The organism is Curtobacterium poinsettiae (assembly GCF_047226435.1).
Lineage (GTDB): Bacteria > Actinomycetota > Actinomycetes > Actinomycetales > Microbacteriaceae > Curtobacterium > Curtobacterium poinsettiae.
The window spans coordinates 3,430,433-3,446,561 of record NZ_CP178434.1 but is presented as its reverse complement, the minus strand read 5'-3'; the positions used below and the strand labels follow the sequence as shown (position 1 = coordinate 3,446,561).

16 protein-coding genes are annotated in these 16,129 nt (G+C 72.2%); 12 read left to right on the top strand and 4 right to left on the bottom strand.

Annotated elements, in window-relative coordinates:
• Window positions 1-7 precede the first annotated feature (7 nt).
• The 11 genes from ACL00U_RS16300 (at window position 8) to ACL00U_RS16250 (ending at window position 12,352) form a co-directional block, all read left to right on the top strand.
• Window positions 8-1,333 (top strand): ABC transporter substrate-binding protein, encoded by a 1,326-nt coding sequence (locus tag ACL00U_RS16300; protein ID WP_412873622.1) that lies wholly within the window; start codon window positions 8-10, stop codon window positions 1,331-1,333.
• Between the two features lie 9 nt (window positions 1,334-1,342).
• Window positions 1,343-2,320, top strand: a complete 978-nt coding sequence (locus ACL00U_RS16295) for a carbohydrate ABC transporter permease (RefSeq protein ID WP_140448581.1) — start codon at window positions 1,343-1,345, stop codon at window positions 2,318-2,320.
• Complete coding sequence (locus ACL00U_RS16290; protein WP_031260151.1) at window positions 2,317-3,177, top strand: carbohydrate ABC transporter permease; 861 nt, start codon at window positions 2,317-2,319, stop codon at window positions 3,175-3,177. Before ACL00U_RS16295 ends, ACL00U_RS16290 begins: the two co-directional genes overlap by 4 nt.
• Window positions 3,174-3,947, top strand: coding sequence for a hypothetical protein (locus ACL00U_RS16285; protein WP_259576674.1), 774 nt, complete (start codon window positions 3,174-3,176; stop codon window positions 3,945-3,947). The genes ACL00U_RS16290 and ACL00U_RS16285 overlap by 4 nt, the downstream gene beginning before the upstream one ends.
• 34 nt (window positions 3,948-3,981) lie before the next feature.
• Window positions 3,982-4,176: a hypothetical protein gene (locus ACL00U_RS16280; protein ID WP_017887924.1), complete on the top strand. Its 195-nt coding sequence runs from the start codon at window positions 3,982-3,984 to the stop codon at window positions 4,174-4,176.
• Between the two features lie 54 nt (window positions 4,177-4,230).
• Complete coding sequence (locus ACL00U_RS16275) at window positions 4,231-5,916, top strand: bifunctional 3'-5' exonuclease/DNA polymerase (RefSeq protein WP_412873621.1); 1,686 nt, start codon at window positions 4,231-4,233, stop codon at window positions 5,914-5,916.
• 43 nt (window positions 5,917-5,959) lie between these two features.
• Window positions 5,960-6,778, top strand: a complete 819-nt coding sequence (locus ACL00U_RS16270; protein ID WP_017887926.1) for a phosphatase PAP2 family protein — start codon at window positions 5,960-5,962, stop codon at window positions 6,776-6,778.
• 180 nt (window positions 6,779-6,958) lie between these two features.
• Window positions 6,959-8,545, top strand: coding sequence for a protein kinase domain-containing protein (locus ACL00U_RS16265; protein WP_412873620.1), 1,587 nt, complete (start codon window positions 6,959-6,961; stop codon window positions 8,543-8,545).
• Between the two features lie 46 nt (window positions 8,546-8,591).
• The gene (locus ACL00U_RS16260) at window positions 8,592-11,804 is read left to right on the top strand and encodes a GH92 family glycosyl hydrolase (RefSeq protein WP_412873619.1); all 3,213 of its coding nucleotides are present in this window, start codon (window positions 8,592-8,594) and stop codon (window positions 11,802-11,804) included.
• 34 nt (window positions 11,805-11,838) lie between these two features.
• Window positions 11,839-12,075, top strand: a complete 237-nt coding sequence (locus ACL00U_RS16255) for a hypothetical protein (protein ID WP_412873618.1) — start codon at window positions 11,839-11,841, stop codon at window positions 12,073-12,075.
• 64 nt (window positions 12,076-12,139) lie between these two features.
• Entirely contained in the window at window positions 12,140-12,352 is a 213-nt protein-coding gene (locus ACL00U_RS16250) for a hypothetical protein (protein ID WP_139179591.1), read from the top strand.
• Between the two features lie 129 nt (window positions 12,353-12,481).
• Here the strand turns inward: ACL00U_RS16250 and ACL00U_RS16245 are convergent, their stop codons facing one another.
• From ACL00U_RS16245 to ACL00U_RS16235, 3 genes are read right to left on the bottom strand one after another with little or no spacing between them, the layout of a single operon-like run.
• Window positions 12,482-13,009: a GNAT family N-acetyltransferase gene (locus ACL00U_RS16245; protein WP_071250071.1), complete on the bottom strand. Its 528-nt coding sequence runs from the start codon at window positions 13,007-13,009 to the stop codon at window positions 12,482-12,484.
• Between the two features lie 37 nt (window positions 13,010-13,046).
• Entirely contained in the window at window positions 13,047-13,985 is a 939-nt protein-coding gene (locus tag ACL00U_RS16240) for an aldo/keto reductase (protein ID WP_017887933.1), read from the bottom strand.
• 51 nt (window positions 13,986-14,036) lie between these two features.
• On the bottom strand, window positions 14,037-14,657 hold the full coding sequence (locus ACL00U_RS16235) for a CG0192-related protein (RefSeq protein WP_017887934.1): 621 nt from the start codon (window positions 14,655-14,657) through the stop codon (window positions 14,037-14,039).
• A 68-nt stretch (window positions 14,658-14,725) separates the two neighbouring features.
• Between ACL00U_RS16235 and ACL00U_RS16230 the strand changes: the two genes are divergently transcribed.
• Window positions 14,726-15,538, top strand: a complete 813-nt coding sequence (locus ACL00U_RS16230; protein WP_412873617.1) for a putative RNA methyltransferase — start codon at window positions 14,726-14,728, stop codon at window positions 15,536-15,538.
• A 13-nt stretch (window positions 15,539-15,551) separates the two neighbouring features.
• Here the strand turns inward: ACL00U_RS16230 and ACL00U_RS16225 are convergent, their stop codons facing one another.
• Complete coding sequence (locus ACL00U_RS16225) at window positions 15,552-16,085, bottom strand: hypothetical protein (protein WP_017887936.1); 534 nt, start codon at window positions 16,083-16,085, stop codon at window positions 15,552-15,554.
• Window positions 16,086-16,129: the final 44 nt, after the last annotated feature.

The following is a 16,129-nucleotide window of genomic DNA, read 5'->3' as shown; positions in this document are numbered from 1 at the left end:
CACCCCGATGACCGCACACATCCCCACCCGAGGAACCGGCGTGCGCCGCGTCCTCCTCGGCGCCGTCGCCGCCCTCGGCGCGGCCGCACTCCTGGCCGGCTGCTCCTCGTCGTCCGGAGCGTCCGGCTCCGGCGGCGACTACGAAGCCGCGCCGAAGGACACCAGGGCGTCCCTGACCTACGCCGTCTGGGACGAGAACCAGGTGAAGGCGATCAAGGCCAACCTGAAGGGCTTCAACGAGGAGTACCCGGACATCAAGGTGAGCGTCGACGTCACACCGTTCGCCAACTACTGGACGAAGCTGCAGACCCAGGGGTCGAGCAACACGCTGCCCGACCTGTTCTGGATGAACGGCCCGAACTTCCAGCTGTACGCGGCCAACGGCAAGCTCGCGCCGATCACCGGCGAGGTCGAGTCCGGGGACATCGACGCGTCGAAGTACTCGAGCGCCCTCAACGACCTGTACACGTACGACGACACCCAGTACGGCGTGCCGAAGGACTTCGACACCATCGGCGTCTGGCTCAACAAGTCGCTGTTCGAGCAGGCTGGCATGGACCTGCCGTCCAAGGACTGGACCTGGGACGACTTCCAGCAGACCGGCGCCGAGCTGTCCGAGAAGCTCGAGTCGAAGGGCGCCTACGGAGCGGCCGGCGGCATGGACGGCCAGACGACCTACTACAACACGATCCTGCAGGCCGGGGGATCGGTCCTGAACGCTGACGGCACCGAGTCCGAGTACGCCACCAAGGCGTCCGAGGACGGCCTGCGGTTCTGGACCGACCTGATCGACTCGGGGGCATCGCCCTCGATCAAGCAGCTCACCGACACCACGGCCGACCAGTGGTTCACCTCGGGCAAGCTCGCGATGTACCAGGGCGGCAGCTGGTTCCGCTCCGCGCTGACCGGCACCGAGCTCGAGAAGGACGTCGTCGCCTACCCGCTGCCGAAGGGCAAGGAGCAGGCGACCGTCATCCACGGCGTCTCGAACGTCGTGTCCGAGGCCAGCAAGGACAAGGCCGCCGCCCAGGCGCTGCAGGTCTACCTCGCGGGCAAGACGGCCCAGCAGCAGCAGGGCGACATGGGCGCGGTCATCCCGGCGTACGAGGGCACGCAGGGCGCCTTCACGAAGACGATGCCCGACGCCGACCTGCAGGTGTTCCTCGACGCGGTGGACTACGCGAAGCCGCTGCCGGTGTCGAAGAACACCGCGGCCTGGAACACCCTCGAGACCACCCTGCTGCCGAGCGCGTTCGACGGGTCGAAGCCCGTCGACCAGGTGGCCGAGGACCTCGCACAGAAGATGGACGCCGCCCTCGCCAAGGAAGAGTAGGACCCGCGCGTGACGATCAACACCGAGCGGCCCCCGGCCGCAGCCGCCCCCGCCCGGACGACACGTTCGCCCGGGCGGGGTGCCCCGGCTCCGCGAGGCGGCGGCGGCCGAGCGCCACGACGGACCGACGGCTGGTGGCCGTGGCTCTTCGTGCTCCCGATGCTCGTGGGCGTCGGCACCTTCTACATCTGGCCGATCATCCAGACGTTCTGGTACTCGTTCACCAGCTGGGGCGTCTTCGGCGGTGCGACCTTCACCGGCGTCGCGAACTACGTCCGGCTCGTCGGTGACCCGCAGCTGTACCAGTCGCTGCTCAACACGGTGATCTACACGGCCGTCGTCCTGGCCGGGATCCCGATCGCGGTGTGGCTGGCCAGTCTGCTGAACACCCCGGGGCTGCGGTTCGCGCAGTTCTACCGGGTGCTCTTCTTCCTGCCGTACGTCGCCATGCCCGCGGCGATCGCGCTGGTCTGGCGCATCATGTACAACGGCGACTACGGCATCGTGAACTGGTTCCTCGGGAACGTCGGCATCGACGGCCCGTACTGGATCTCGACGCCCGGCTTCGCGCTGGTCGCGGTGAGCCTGGTCGGCCTCTGGTCGTCCCTCGGCTTCTCGATGATCATCCTCGGCGCCGGGCTCAAGGACATCCCGCCGGAGCTCTACGAGGCCGCCGAACTCGACGGCGCGAGCCGGTGGCGGCAGTTCCGCTCGGTGACCGTGCCGTTGCTCAGTCCGAGCATCTTCTTCGTGGTGATCGTGACGACGATCTCGAGCTTCCAGCTGTTCGACCTGCTGTACGCGATCCTCGGCAGCACCAACCCGGTGATCCCGAAGACGATGTCGCTCGTCTTCTACTTCTACAACGCCGGGTTCATCGACAACGACAAGGGCTTCGCGGCTGCGATCGCGATGGTGATCTTCCTGCTCATCGGCATCGTCACGCTCGTGCAGTTCCGCGTCCAACGGAAGTGGGTGCAGGGATGACCGCCACCGTCACACCACCCCGGGCGGCACGCCGGCCCGGCCGTCGAGGCGGCAGCCACTGGTGGATCCACGTCGTGCTGGGCATCGGCGGCTTCGCGATGGCGTTCCCGTTCCTGTGGCAGATCATCATGTCGCTGTCGACGAACGCGCAGGTGCAGTCCGTCACGCCGGTCTTCTGGCCGGGGGAGCTGCAGTGGCAGAACTACGCGCAGGTCTTCGAACGCCTGCCGTTCCTCAGCCAGCTCGGCACGTCGGTGTCCGTCACGATCATCCGCACGATCGCGCAGATCGTCCTGTGCACGCTCGCCGGGTACGCCTTCGCCCGGATGCGGTTCCGCGGCCGGGCGGCGCTGCTCGCGATCGTGCTCTCGATCCTGCTCGTGCCCTCGCAGGTCTACCTGATCTCGCAGTACCAGATCGTGCAGGGCCTCGGCTGGCTCGACACCCTGATGGGGATCGTCGCACCCGGGCTGTTCAGCGCCTTCGGCACGTTCCTGATGCGGACCGCGTTCCTGAACATGCCGCCCGAGCTCGAAGAGGCCGCGCGGATGGACGGCGCGAACCCGTTCCAGACGTTCTGGCGGATCATGCTGCCCCTGGCCCGTCCGTCGATCAGCGTGCTCGCGATCACGACCGTGCTGTGGTCGTGGAACGAGCTGCTCTGGCCGCTCGTGGTCTCCACCCGCGCCGAGGACATGCCGCTCGCCGCCGGCCTCGCGACGCTGTCGAGCGACCGCACGATCGACTACCCGGTGCTGATGGCCGCGAGCCTGATGGCGATGGCGCCGGTGCTCATCATGTTCGTCGTGCTGCAGCGTCGGGTGATGGACGGGCTCGCCTCGTCCGGTCTGAAGTGACCACCGCGACCCCCGGCCTGGAGGCCCGTCCCGCGTCCGTCGCGGTCCTCGCCGCCGCCGTGGGGTCACCGGACGACTCCGCGACGGTGGCGGCCGCAGTGGCCGCCACCGTCGCCGACGCCGGACCCGCGGAGCGGGACGCACTGCTGGTGGCAGCGCTCCGCGCCGCGGTGCCGGACACCGCCGATGCCCTCGCGGGGCGTGGGCTCCCGCGCGCGCTCGCCGAGGCATCCGTCGCCGACGTCGACCGCAAGCTCGCGCGCTACGGGCTGCACGGCACCGGGGTGGAGTGGCTCGTCGCCGTGGTGACCGGGCGCGTGGTGGCCGTGGGGCGCCTCCAGTTCGAACTCGGCGACCACCTGGCGGACGGCACGCTGGCCTGGGGTGTGCACGTGCCGGAGACGGGGCCGCTCGACCCGGCGGCCTGCGACCGCGCGTTCGCCGGCGCACCCGAGGTCCTGCGCGGCTTCGCGGGGCACCTCGCTGCGGACCGGTGGCAGTGCCGCTCCTGGATGCTCGACCCGGGGCTGCCCGCCGTGCTCGGTCCCGATGCCAACCTCGTGCGGTTCGCCCGGCGCTTCAGACTCGTCCCGCCGGGGGAGCACGATGCGACCGAGGGCGACGCCAGCGTCGCGAAGTTCGTCTTCGGGGTGCCGCTGGCGACCGCTCGGTCCGCGGCGCCGTCCGGTCGGTTGCGTGCGGCCGTGCTCGACCGGTGGGCTCGCGGTGGGCACTGGACCGAGCGGACCGGAACGGCGCCGGTCGCGTGACCGTCCGCAGCCGCGGCCGCGTACCGTGCACGGCATGACGAAGCCCGACCACGACCACCTCGACGACGGCGTCGACATGACGTTCGAGGAACGCCGACAGGACACGTTCCGTCGCATGTCCGGATCCGACGAGCACGACGCCGATCCGCGGGTCGAGGTCTCCCGTGCCGAGGACGGCGACGTCCGCATCGACGTCGCCGACACCGCGGCGGTCCGACCCGGCGAGTGACGCCCGTTCCGGCCCTGGTCCGCCGGGGTCGGTGGGGCACGGCATGATCGTGTCGTGCACCTCGTCCTCCGCCGCGTCGACGGCGGCGTCCTCGCGACGCCCCTGACCGACGCGGGGACCGCCGGGGGTGAGCCGGTCCGCCTGGACGAGCCGGGCCTCCCGGCCTTCGTCGCGGCCCACGACGCACCGGGCGTGCGCTGGGTGTGGGACGACACCGCGCGCTGGTACCCGGCCGTGCTCGCCGCCGGGGGTCGGGTCGGTCGCTGCGTCGACCTGCGCCTCGCCCGTCGTGTGCTGCGGGCCGCGCTCGCTGCTCGGGGATCCGCGCTCGCCGCTGCGCCGGCCGACGGCCTGGACGCCCCGGTCGCCGAAGCCCGCGTGGTCCGCCCGACGCAGGCCCAGCTCTTCGACGACGCGTTGTTCACCGCCGCCGTGCCCGACGACGAGGTCGACCCGGTGGCAGAGTTCCGCGCGCAGCTCGCCGCCGTTGCGGGGTCGAGCGCGCCCGGCGCCCTGCGCCTGCTGCTCACCGCGGAGTCAGCCGGTGCGCTCGTGGCGGCCGAGATGCTGCACGCCGGGCTGCCGTGGCGGGCCGACGTGCACGAGCGCCTGCTCGAGGACGCCCTCGGGCCGCGCGTGCCCTACGGCGTGCGGCCGCGACGGCTCGAGGAGATCGCCGCCGTCGTGCGGGAACGCCTCGACGACCCCGGTCTCAACCCGGACTCGCCCGCCGACGTGCTGAAGGCGCTCCGCCGCGTCGGCCTGATGGTCACCAGTACCCGGAAGTGGGAGCTGCAGGAGATCGAGCACCCCGTCATCGAGCCGCTGCTCGAGTACAAGCGCCTGGCGCGACTGCTCACCGCCAACGGCTGGACGTGGCTCGACGACTGGATCCGCGACGGCCGGTTCCACCCGAAGTACGTCGTCGGCGGTGTCGTCACCGGTCGTTGGGCGGCCGACGGCGGGGGAGCGATGCAGCTGCCGAAGGGCATCCGCGGAGCCGTCATCGCCGACCCCGGGTGGAAGCTCGTCGTGGCCGACGCCGCACAGCTGGAGCCCCGGGTGCTCGCCGCGATGTCCGGCGACCGGGCGATGGCCGCGGCCGGCGACGGACGCGACCTGTACGACGGCGTGGTGGCCTCGGGCGCGGTCGAGACCCGGCAGCAGGCCAAGGTGGCGATGCTCGGCGCGATGTACGGGGCGACCCAGGGCGAGGGCGGTCGGCTCGTGCCGCGCCTGGTCCGGGCGTTCCCGCAGGCGCTCGACATGGTGGAGCGCGCGGCCCGTGCGGGGGAGCGCGGCGAACCGGTGACGACGCTGCTCGGGCGGACGTCACCGGTGCCCGAGGACTCGTGGTTCGAGGCCCGGAACCAGGCCTACACGGTCGAGGGGACCCCGGCCATGCAGCGTGCCGTCGAGTCCCGCGCCCGGAGCTGGGGGCGGTTCACCCGGAACTTCGTGGTGCAGGGGACCGCGGCGGAGTGGGCGCTCGCGTGGATGGGGTCCCTGCGATCGCGGCTCCTCGCGCGGTTCCCCGGTGACGTGACGGACGGGCCGCACCTGGTGTTCTTCGTGCACGACGAGATCGTGGTGCACGCCCCGGCGGAGCACGCGGACTGGGTGGCACAGCAGATCCGGGAGGCCGCCGTCGACGCCGGGCGGCTGCTGTTCCAGGACTTCCCGGTGACGTTCCCGCTGTCGGTCGCGGTGGTGGGGGCGTACTCGGAGGCGAAGGACTGACGCTGCCGGGACGGCTCCCGGCGGCTTCGGGCAGGGTGGACGGATGCACACCGAACGCGGGGACGCCGCCGACCGCACCGTCGGCGAAGTCGACCTGACCCGCTGGCGCTCCCGGGTCGGCCGCGGTGTCGCCGGTGCGTGGACCGCACTCGGCAAGCGCTTCGGTGCCATGCCCGTGCTGCTGCTGACCCTCGCCGTGGGTCTCGGTGTCGCCGTCCTCGCCACGTGGATCGCGTCCGAGGTCTACGACGCCGTCCGTGAAGCCGACGACGTCGCGGTGCTCGACCGGCCCGTCCTCGACTGGGCCCTCACGCTCCGATCACCAACGGCCGACACGGTCGTCACCTGGTGGACCGACATCGCGGGCACGATCGGGATGCCGATCGTCGCGCTCGGGTTCCTGGTCGGCTTCACGATCCAGCGGCGTGCATGGACGCCATTGGTGCTCCTCGTCGCCGCGAGCGGTGGTTCGCTGCTCATGACGATCGCGGGCAAGGACCTGATCGGTCGGGCGCGTCCGCCGCTGTCCGACGCGGTGCCGCCGTACGAGACGTCGCCGTCGTTCCCGTCGGGGCACACGCTCAACTCCACGGTGATCGTGGGCACCATCGTGTACCTGCTGCTCCTGCGGCAGTCGCGCGTCGTCACCCGGGTGCTGACGATCGTCGTGGGCACCCTCTTCGTGCTGTCGGTCGGTGCGTCGCGCGTGTTCCTCGGGCACCACTGGCTCACCGACGTGCTGGCGGCGTGGGCGCTCGGGCTGGCGTGGCTCGCGCTCGTGATCACGGCGCACCGGTTGTACCTGACGGCGATCCACCACGGTGCCGAGCCCGCGCCGGACGTCGACCGCGTCATCCACTGAGCAGAAGAAGTCGGGTGGCCGCGAGCGACCCGACATCTTCTGCTCACTCGACGGCCGCCCGGGCCGCGCGGGCCGCGCGGGCCGCCCGGGCCGCCCGCGCCGGCGTCGCCCGGGCCCGCCCGCGCCGCGCCGCCGCGCTCCGGCAGAGCGCCGTCAGCCGCGACCGGTAGGTTGCCGGGCATGGAAGAACGGGTCTTCGGCGGCAGGTACCGCGTCACGGGCACGCTCGGACACGGTGGCATGGCGTCCGTGTACCGGGCGGTCGACGAGCAACTCGGTCGCGAGGTCGCGGTCAAGGTGTTCCGCATCGGCCCCGTCGACCGTGGTGAGCGCGCCCGCGCCGAGGCGGAGATCCAGACCCTCGCGACGCTCCGTGCCCCCGAGCTCGTCACGCTCTACGACGCCGCCCTCGACGACGTCGACGGCGACTCGTACCTCGTCATGGAACTCGTGCCGGGCAGCGACCTGGCGACGCGTCTGCGCGAGGGGCCGCTCGACCCCGCGACCGCCGCCCGCCTGGGTGCGCAGGTCGCCGGCGGCCTGGCCGCCGTGCACGCGCAGGGGATCGTCCACCGTGACGTGAAGCCCGCGAACGTGCTGCTCGAGAGCGACGGCCGGCACGTCAAGCTCGCCGACTTCGGGATCGCCCTGCTCCGCGACGCCTCGCGCGTGACGGGGACGGGCACCGTGATGGGCACGGCCGCGTACCTGGCACCGGAGCAGGTCCTGGCGCAGGAGATCACCGGCAAGGCCGACGTCTACTCGCTCGGACTCGTGCTGCTGGAGTGCCTGACCGGCCGCCAGCCGTTCCCGGGCAGCGCCGTCGAGTCCGCCACCGCCCGGCTCACCCGCTCGCCCGAGATCGACCGCCAGCTGCCGACGGCCTGGCGGACCCTCCTGCACGTGATGACGGCGCAGGACCCGGCGGAGCGCCCGACCGCCGCCGAGGCAGCCGAGCGCCTGCGTGCCCTGGGCCGCGACGAGCCCACCAACGCCACGCAGCTCCTGCCCGGTGCGCCCGGTGCGGTGACGGCCGCGGCCGCCGGCGCGGCTGGTGCCGCAGTCGGCGCCGCCGCAGCGGCGAACGCCGACGACCGGACGCGGGCGATGCCGGCGAGCGAACTACCGAACGGCGGCGCGCAGCCGGGCGACGACGCCACGCGCGTCCTCGACACCCACCGTCCGAACGCCGCTGACGACGTCTCGACGACCGTCCTCGGCGCCCAGGCGAACGGCCGCGGTGCATCGGGCCCGAGCGGGCCGACCCCGCCGCCGGTCGCGCCCCGCCCGGTCCGGGGCGACCAGCCGGAGGACCAGCCGGCGAAGAAGAAGCGCGGGCCCCTCATCGCCGCGATCATCGTGATCGTCCTGGTGCTCATCGGCATCGGTGTGGCCGTGTTCGCCCTGAACGGTGACGGTGACAGCACGCCGGCTCCGACGGACACCACCTCGACGGCTCCGACGGAGCAGCAACCGACCGAGGACCCGGGGCAGGAACAGCAGCCGAGCGAGCCGGCGGAGCAGCAGCCGTCCCAGGAGCAGCAGCCGTCGCAGCCGGCCGAGGAGCCCAGCGAGCAGCCGAGCGAACCGACCGAGCCGGAGCAGCCCACGCAGGACCCGCCCGTCGGCCCGGAGCCGAGCACCCCCGCCTCGAACCCGGTGCAGGCGCCCCAGGACGGCACCGGCGCGGTCGACACCTCGTCGGACAAGGGCCCCGGTGCCGGCCCCGGCAAGTCCGGCAGCGCCCCCGGGCAGAACAGGGACTGACACGCCGGGGTTTTCGTCCAGTTCCTGGAGCAAATAGGCTCGCACGGTGCGAGAACTGCAACGGAGCGGTGGTCCGACGACGGCCGTGGCCGCTCGGAACGGTGTCGGCTTCGGTTCTGCCGCGGGCTGGCTCGTCGAACGACCAGCGGGCGCGTCGGTGGCCGAGGCGATCGTCCCCGGCCTCACCGGACGCACCATCGCCCCCGGCGACGAGCTGTCCTGGGTCTGGTTCCCCGAGCGGACCCTTCCCGACGGGGCGACGGAGCCGACGGAAGCAGACCTGCCGCACTTCTGGGACGCCACGGCCTTCGCCGTCGACGTCGTCTTCACCGACGGCTCGCGGCTGCGTGAGCACGCGGGGGCCCGCGACCAGTACGGCGACGTGGTCACCCCGGGCGCGCAGGACACAGCACGCAAGCAGTGGGTGGATCAGTGGAACCGCCGAGCGGTCGACCTCACGCCGTTCGCGGGGCTGGTCGTCGACCGCCTGGAGGCCCGGCTCGGCTCCGACACGTCGGCTGCGGCCACCGACGGCGAGCGTCCGGCACTGCGCGGCTGGCTCGACGCCGTCCGGATCGGTCCCGCGCGCCCGACCCCGACGACCGCGCTCGGCCACGTCCGGACGACCCGCGGCACCCAGGCGTCGTCCCGGTTCTCCCGCGGCAACAACGCCCCGCTCGTCGGCGTCCCGCACGGCGGCGTGTTCGGGCTGCCGATGACGGACGCCTCGAGCAACCGCTGGCCGTACGCCTACCAGGAGCACGACCGGCTCGACGACCAGGGACGACTCCGTCCGGCGATCCAGGCCTTCGCGACGAGCCACATCCCGTCGCCGTGGATGGGCGACCGCGGGGTGTTCCAGGTGATGCCCTCGCCGCTCGACACCCCCGACGTCGACCGGGCCGCCCGCGCGCTCGGGTTCGACCACGAGGACGAGCAGGACGGCCCGCACCGCTACCGGGTCGCGCTCGACCACGGTGTGACGGCCGAGCTGACCGCAGGGGAGTTCGCCCTCGGGTTCCGGTTCACCGGTACCCGCAGCGTCGTGCTCGACCACCACGGCCGGGTGTCCGACGTCTCCGTGACGGTCACCGACGGCACCGCCGTGGTCGAGGCTCTGCTCGACGACCGCCCCGGCACCCCGCCGCACCACGTGCACCTGCGGGTCGCCGGGGTCACCGCCGACCACACGACGATCGGCGAGCACGAGCTGCGCGGCTGGCTGTCCGTGGGGGAGCCCGGCGGCACCGGCGGCCCGGTCGACGTCCTGCTCGGCATCTCGACCGTCTCGATCGAGGACGCCCGCGCGAACCTCGACGACGCCGGCTCGTTCGACGCCATGTGCTCCCGTGCCGAGGCGCTGTGGACCGAGAAGCTCGCGACGCTGTCCTTCGACGGCGCGAGCCCCGACCAGCTGACGAGCCTGTACTCGGGTCTGTACCGGCTGTTCCTCTACCCGAACCGTGCCGGCGAGACCGCCTTGACCGGCACCCCGCGGCACCGCTCCCCGTACGGCGGCGTGCTGGCGGAACCGATCCGCGACGAGCCCGGGCCGGAGACCGTCGACGGCCCGTTCACCACCACGAACGGCTTCTGGGACACCTACCGCACCGCCTGGCCGCTCCTCGGACTCCTGACCCCCGACACCGCGGGCGAGCTGGCCCAGGGCTTCGTCGAGCACCACCACGACGGCGGGTGGACCCCACGCTGGAGTGCTCCCGGTGCCGAGGACTGCATGACCGGCACCACGAGCGACACCGTCTTCGCCGACCTGGCCGTGAAGGGCGTGCGTGGCTTCGACCTGGCCGAGGCGTACCGGAGCGCGGTGCGGAACGCGACCGTCCCGCCGCGGGACGAGCGCGTCGGACGCAAGGGGAGCCTCCCGGGCGCCTTCCGCGGCCACGTCGACACGGCGACCCACGAGGGGATGTCGTGGACCCTGGACGCGGCCATCAACGACTGGGGTCTGGCCGTCATGGCGGGCCTGCTCGCATCGCGTGCGCGGACGCCCGCCGACCTGTCCCGGTACGAGGCCGAGGCCGAGTGGTTCGCCCGCCGGTCCCTGCAGTACCGGCACGTCTTCGACTCCGAGCGCGGGTTCTTCATCGGCCGCGACCCGGACGGCTCGTGGCGCGTGGGAACCGAGTTCGACCCGCGCGACTGGGGCGACGACTACACCGAGACGAACGCGTGGGGTACCGCGTTCACGGCGCCGCACGACGGCGCCGGCATCGTCGACCTGCACGGCGGGCCGGAGCGCTTCGACGCCGCCCTCGACGCCTTCTTCGCGACCCCCGAGACCGGCGCCCTCGCACGCTCCGGCTCGTACGGCTTCCCGATCCACGAGATGACCGAGGCCCGCGACGTGCGGATGGGCATGCTGGGGCTGTCGAACCAGCCGGCGCACCACATCCCGTTCTTCCCGATGTTCACCGGGCGCCACGACGACGCGCACCGCATCGTCCGCGAATCGCTCGAGCGCCTGTTCGTCGGGTCCGACCTCGGCCAGGGCTACCCCGGCGACGAGGACAACGGCGAGATGAGCGCCTGGTACGTCTTCGCCACCATCGGCCTGTACCCGCTGGCGCCGTCGACCGGCACCTACGTGCTCGTGCCGCCGTCGGTCCGCAGGACGGTGCTGCGACAGCCTGGGCCCACGCCGCCGGATCCTGACCGACGCGCCAGCGGCGGGCAGGCTGTGCCGGTGGGGAGAAGAACGGAGACGGTCATCGAGATCGCCGCCGGCTCCGCAGGCCGGTACGTGGCGTCGGTGACGGTCGACGGCTCGCCCTGGACCTCGGTCAGCATCCCGCACAGCGTGGTCGTGGCCGCGTCGCGGATCGAGTTCACCCTGTCCGACGAACCGCAGGGCTGGGCATCGGACACCCGGCCGGTGTCGGCCTCCGAGGTCCACGGCTACCGGGACGCCCCGGTGGACGTCCTGCCCGTCGGCGCCTCGGCGCTCACCGACGACACCGGCCGCACCGTCACGGCGCTCGCCGCCGGGGAGTCCGTCTCGTTCGACGTGTCGTGCGCCACCGCTTCGCTGTACACGGTGACGGTGGCATCGCCAGGGTCGTACTCGTGGCAGGTCGGCCTCGACGGCACCGTCACCGCGGTCGACGGCGCCGAGTTCACGTGGGCCGGCCAGACCCGGGTGTTCCGCATCATCGGCGGGGGTTCGTCGTTCACGTTCACCGCCGGCACCGACCTGGCGCTGACGCAGCTCGAACTCATCGCGGCCGACGGACAACGCTGACCGCGCGTGCACCGAGCGGGAGCATGCTCGCCCCATGTCGATGAGCGCACCGTTCGATCCCGAACAGCAGGGCCGGTCCATCCCCGTGGACGGCAGTGACGAGTCCGAGCTCAAGGTGGAGGAGGACCGCGGCGCCGACGTCGGCGACGACTCCGCCGACCCGAGCGTCTCGCCCGTCAGCCATCACGACGAGGACGAAGCCGGCGGCGGCCCGGTGTTCCGGCGTCCGCACGCCGGCGATCGGCTGCACCCGGACGACCTCGCCGGCTGAGCGGTCCGGGGGTCCTCAGAGGTTTCTTGGGCGATTGCCAAGCGGCTCGGGCATGCTCGTGCGCATGTCGATCGCGAACTCGTGGGACCCGTCCGGTGGCCGTGCGATCCCGGAGGACCAGGTCCGCCAGGACGGGCTCGAACTCGACGAGGACCCGGCGATGCTGGGGATCTCGTTCGACGTCGTGGGTGGCGCCTCCGCCGATCCCGCCGGGGTGTCCCCGGTCGACGTGAACGTTCCGACGCCGAGGTCTGCTGGTTCCGCCTCCGACGACTAGCGCGCCTGGTCGAATCGGGCGTACCTGGTCGAATCGGGCATACCTGGTCGAATCGCGCATACCTGGACGGAAATTTCGACCAGGTACGCCCGAAAGCACCTTGCATCGCACGCGTTCTGGGAAAGAACGTCAGCGCGCCGAAGGGTCGGGGACCCGGTACTTGAACCCGACGTGCGAGCCGGTGAAGCCGAGACGCTCGTAGAACCGGTGCGCATCGGTCCGTGCAGCGTCCGACGTGAGTTGCACGAGCGGGGTCCCGAGGGCCGGCGCCGCGACGTCGGTGACCCAGCGCATCAGCGCACTCCCGATGCCGGCAGATCGGCGTGCACTGCTGACCCGCACCGCCTCGACGAGCAGTCGGGTGGCACCACGACGAGCCATCCCGGGGATCCGGGTGAGTTGCAGCGTCCCGACGAGCCGCCCGTCGGCGTCCTCGGCGACGAGCAGCGCGTTCGCCGGGTCGTCCACGATCGATCGGAGTGCCTCGGCGTACCGCGGTCGGTCCTCCGGCGCGGCGACGTCACCACGTGCAGCGCTGATCGGGTCGTCGGACAACAGTGCCATGAGCGCATCGAGGTCCTCGTCCACCGCGTCCCGCAGCGTCACCTCGCCGGAGCGTGTGGTCAGGCGGACAGGCAGGGCGAGGTCGTTGAGCACGATCCCACCCTGCCCGACCTGACCGGGCGGTCCCGGTTCAGGGAACGGTGTGTCCGGCCGCGGTGAAGATCCGGTACCACTCCTCGCGCGACAGCTCGACGTCCGAGCCGGCGGCCGAGTCCCGCACGCGCTGCGGGTTCGTCGTGCCGAGGACGACCTGGAAGTGCGCGGGGTGGCGGGTGATCCACGCGACCGCGATGCCGGTCGGGGTGACTCCGTGCGCGGCGGCGACCTCCTCGAGCACGTCGTTCAGCTCGGCGTACTGCTCACGGTCGCCCAGGAAGACGCCGTCGAAGAAGCCCTTCTGGAACGGCGACCAGGCCTGCAGCGTGATGTCGTTGATGCGCGAGTAGTTGAGGATGTCGTTGTCGCGGTCGACCGACTGCTCGAGGCCGCCCATGTTCGCGGTCAGGCCCTGCGAGATCACGTTGGCGTGCGTGATGCTCAGCTGCACCTGGTTGAACGCGAGCGGCTGGCGGACGTGCTTCTTGAGCAGGTCGACCTGGCCGGGGGTGTGGTTCGAGACGCCGAAGTGGTGCACCTTGCCGGCGGCGTGCAGCTCGTCGAATGCCTTCGCGACCTCTTCCGGCTCGACCAGGGCGTCGGGGCGGTGCAGCAGCAGCACGTCGACGTACTCGGTCTGCAGTGCCTCGAGCGACTCGTGCACGGACTCGAGGATGTGCTCGTACGAGAAGTCGAAGTACGCGCCCTTCGGCGTCGGCCGGATGCCGACCTTGGTCTGCAGCACGATCTCGGCGCGTTCCGCGGGCGTCAGCGTGACGGCGGCGCCGAACCGCTCCTCGCAGCCGTGCCACTCGCCGTAGACCGCGGCGTGGTCGAACATGTTCACGCCCGCATCGCGCGAGGCGCTGTAGAGCGAACGGATGCCCTCGTCGCTCATGTCGTTGATCCGCATCAGTCCGACGACGACGTCGGAGGCGGTGAGGTCTGTCTGTGGCAACTCCAGTGTCTTCACGTCGTCGATCCTGCCAGCCGGTCCCCGGCACAGGCAGGCCCTGCCAGTACCTCAGGCGCGTTCGGGCAGCAGGACGGCGAGCACCTCGGAGCCGTCCGTCCACGTCCCGGTCAGCGTCTCGCCCTCGGGCAGGGCCGTACCGACGACCCGAGCGACGACGATCGTGCCGTGGTCGGTCGCGATCGACGTCACCGCACCCGTCGTCGTCGCGTGCAACGAGGTGATCGTGGGGGAGTCGGGTTCGGAGCCGCTGCCGCTGGCCCAGGCGTCCTTCGGCCGCTGTCCGGCACCGTTGGCCAACTCGAGCTCCGCTTCGTGCCCGCCGGTGACGATCGCCCGGCGCAGCACGTCGGCGTGCACGGGATCGCCCACCGCGTCGTACACCCACCGTCGTCCGAGCACGGAGTGGTCCATTTCGGTCACCAGGAACGCGTCGGCACCCGGCAGCGGTGCGTCCCGGTAGGTCAGTGGCGCCTGCAGGACCCGGCCGCCGTCGGTGCGGACGAGCAGCACTTCGATGCCGACCTCGCCAGCGGGGTCGTCGAACCGGAACTGCCCGACGACCTCGAGCGGCGCTCCCGCGACGACGCCGCTCCACGCCTGGTCGGGGAGCCAGGCGGCGAGCGCCTCGGCCTTGGACGGACGGAGCGTTGCCTGTTCGATGACTGCCATGTCCTGACCGTACTGCCGCGCAGGCAGCGACATCCGGTCAGGGTGAGCCAGCCCCGTACGCTGGGCCGGTGCGTGACGACCTGCTGCCGATGCTCGCCTGCCCCGTGTGCGCCGCGCTGCTCGGTCGCGTCGACGGCGGCCAGGTCGGCTGCCCGAACGGGCACCGGTTCGACGAGGCGAAGCAGGGCCACCTGACGCTCCTGCCCGCGAAGCGGCGTGCGCTCACCGCGGACACCCCGGAGATGGTGGACGCGCGGCTGCGGTTCCTGGGGCGCGGCCACTACGCGCCCGTCGAGCGGGCGCTCGCCGTAATCGTCGCGGACGCCACCGCGCCCGGCATCGTCCTCGACGTCGGTTCCGGCCCGGGGACCTACCTGGCGCATGCGCTGCGCGAGGCGGACGGGAGGCTCGGGGTCGCGCTCGACCTGTCGGCCGTCGCGATCCGGCGTGCGGCACGCGCCCACGAGCGTGCAGGGGCCGTCGTCGGGGACGTGACCGAGCGCCTCCCGGTCGTCGACGGCGCTGCCGCCGTTCTGCTCGACGTCTTCGCACCCCGCAACCAGACCGAGTACGCCCGCGTCCTGCACGCCGACGGCGTGCTCGTGGTGGTGACCCCGCGGACCGGCCACCTGGCGGAGCTCGCCGAGGCGACGATCAGCGTGGACCCGGAGAAGGAGCGCCGACTGCACGACTCCCTGACGCCGTCGTTCGCGCTGCGGTCCTCCGAGGACCTGATGTGGTCCATGGAGCTGTCGGCGGAGGACGTCCACGACGTCGTGCACATGGGGCCGAGCCACCACCACGTCTCGGCGGAGCAGGTGTTCGCGCCGACGAGCGTGACCGCGACCGTGACGGTCAGCACCTGGAGCCGCTCGGGCTGATCCTCCGACCGGGTCAGCGCTCGCCCACGTCCCGCGGACTGTCCTGTTCGGCCCGCCGACGGGCGGTGTGGGCTCGCCCGCGCACACGGTCGACGGCCATCCCGATCCGGGCGAGCAGGAGGACGACGCCCAGGCTCCCGGCTCCGATCGGCGTCACGAACAGCCCGAGGTCGATGCCGGGCATCCGCCACCAGTCGATTGACCACGCGGCGACGAGCGCGAACCCGAGCAGGAGCGCGCCCGTCCACCACCACCGCCCGGGGACCCGGACGGTGCCGAGACCGGCGAGCACGAGGAGCGCCCAGCACCCCTCCGGCGCGAAGGACCGCGGGTCGCTCGTGCCGCAGGTGGACACCGCGCACTCCCACTCGACCTGGTCGGCCACGCCCGCGTACCAGTGGAACAGCAGCGCGGCAGCGACGACGGCGACGAGTGCGACCGGCGGCCCGATCCAGCGCCACACGCTGCCGAACCGGGAGCGGCGTCGGCGGGCGGCCACCCATCCGTGGCCGAGCTCGTAACCGGGCATCGGGCGGAACTCGGGCATGCCAGCACGCTATCGGCGGCTGGATTCCGTGGGGAAGTGGTTCA

Bases quoted from the DNA above. Each gene is read 5' to 3' on its own strand.
- ACL00U_RS16300 (WP_412873622.1), top strand. From the start codon at position 8: ATGACCGCACACATCCCCACCCGAGGAACCGGCGTGCGCCGCGTCCTC.
- ACL00U_RS16290 (WP_031260151.1), top strand. From the start codon at position 2,317: ATGACCGCCACCGTCACACCACCCCGGGCGGCACGCCGGCCCGGCCGT.
- ACL00U_RS16280 (WP_017887924.1), top strand. From the start codon at position 3,982: ATGACGAAGCCCGACCACGACCACCTCGACGACGGCGTCGACATGACG.
- ACL00U_RS16270 (WP_017887926.1), top strand. From the start codon at position 5,960: ATGCACACCGAACGCGGGGACGCCGCCGACCGCACCGTCGGCGAAGTC.
- ACL00U_RS16265 (WP_412873620.1), top strand. From the start codon at position 6,959: ATGGAAGAACGGGTCTTCGGCGGCAGGTACCGCGTCACGGGCACGCTC.
- ACL00U_RS16255 (WP_412873618.1), top strand. From the start codon at position 11,839: ATGTCGATGAGCGCACCGTTCGATCCCGAACAGCAGGGCCGGTCCATC.
- ACL00U_RS16250 (WP_139179591.1), top strand. From the start codon at position 12,140: ATGTCGATCGCGAACTCGTGGGACCCGTCCGGTGGCCGTGCGATCCCG.
- ACL00U_RS16235 (WP_017887934.1), bottom strand. From the start codon at position 14,657: ATGGCAGTCATCGAACAGGCAACGCTCCGTCCGTCCAAGGCCGAGGCG.
- ACL00U_RS16225 (WP_017887936.1), bottom strand. From the start codon at position 16,085: ATGCCCGAGTTCCGCCCGATGCCCGGTTACGAGCTCGGCCACGGATGG.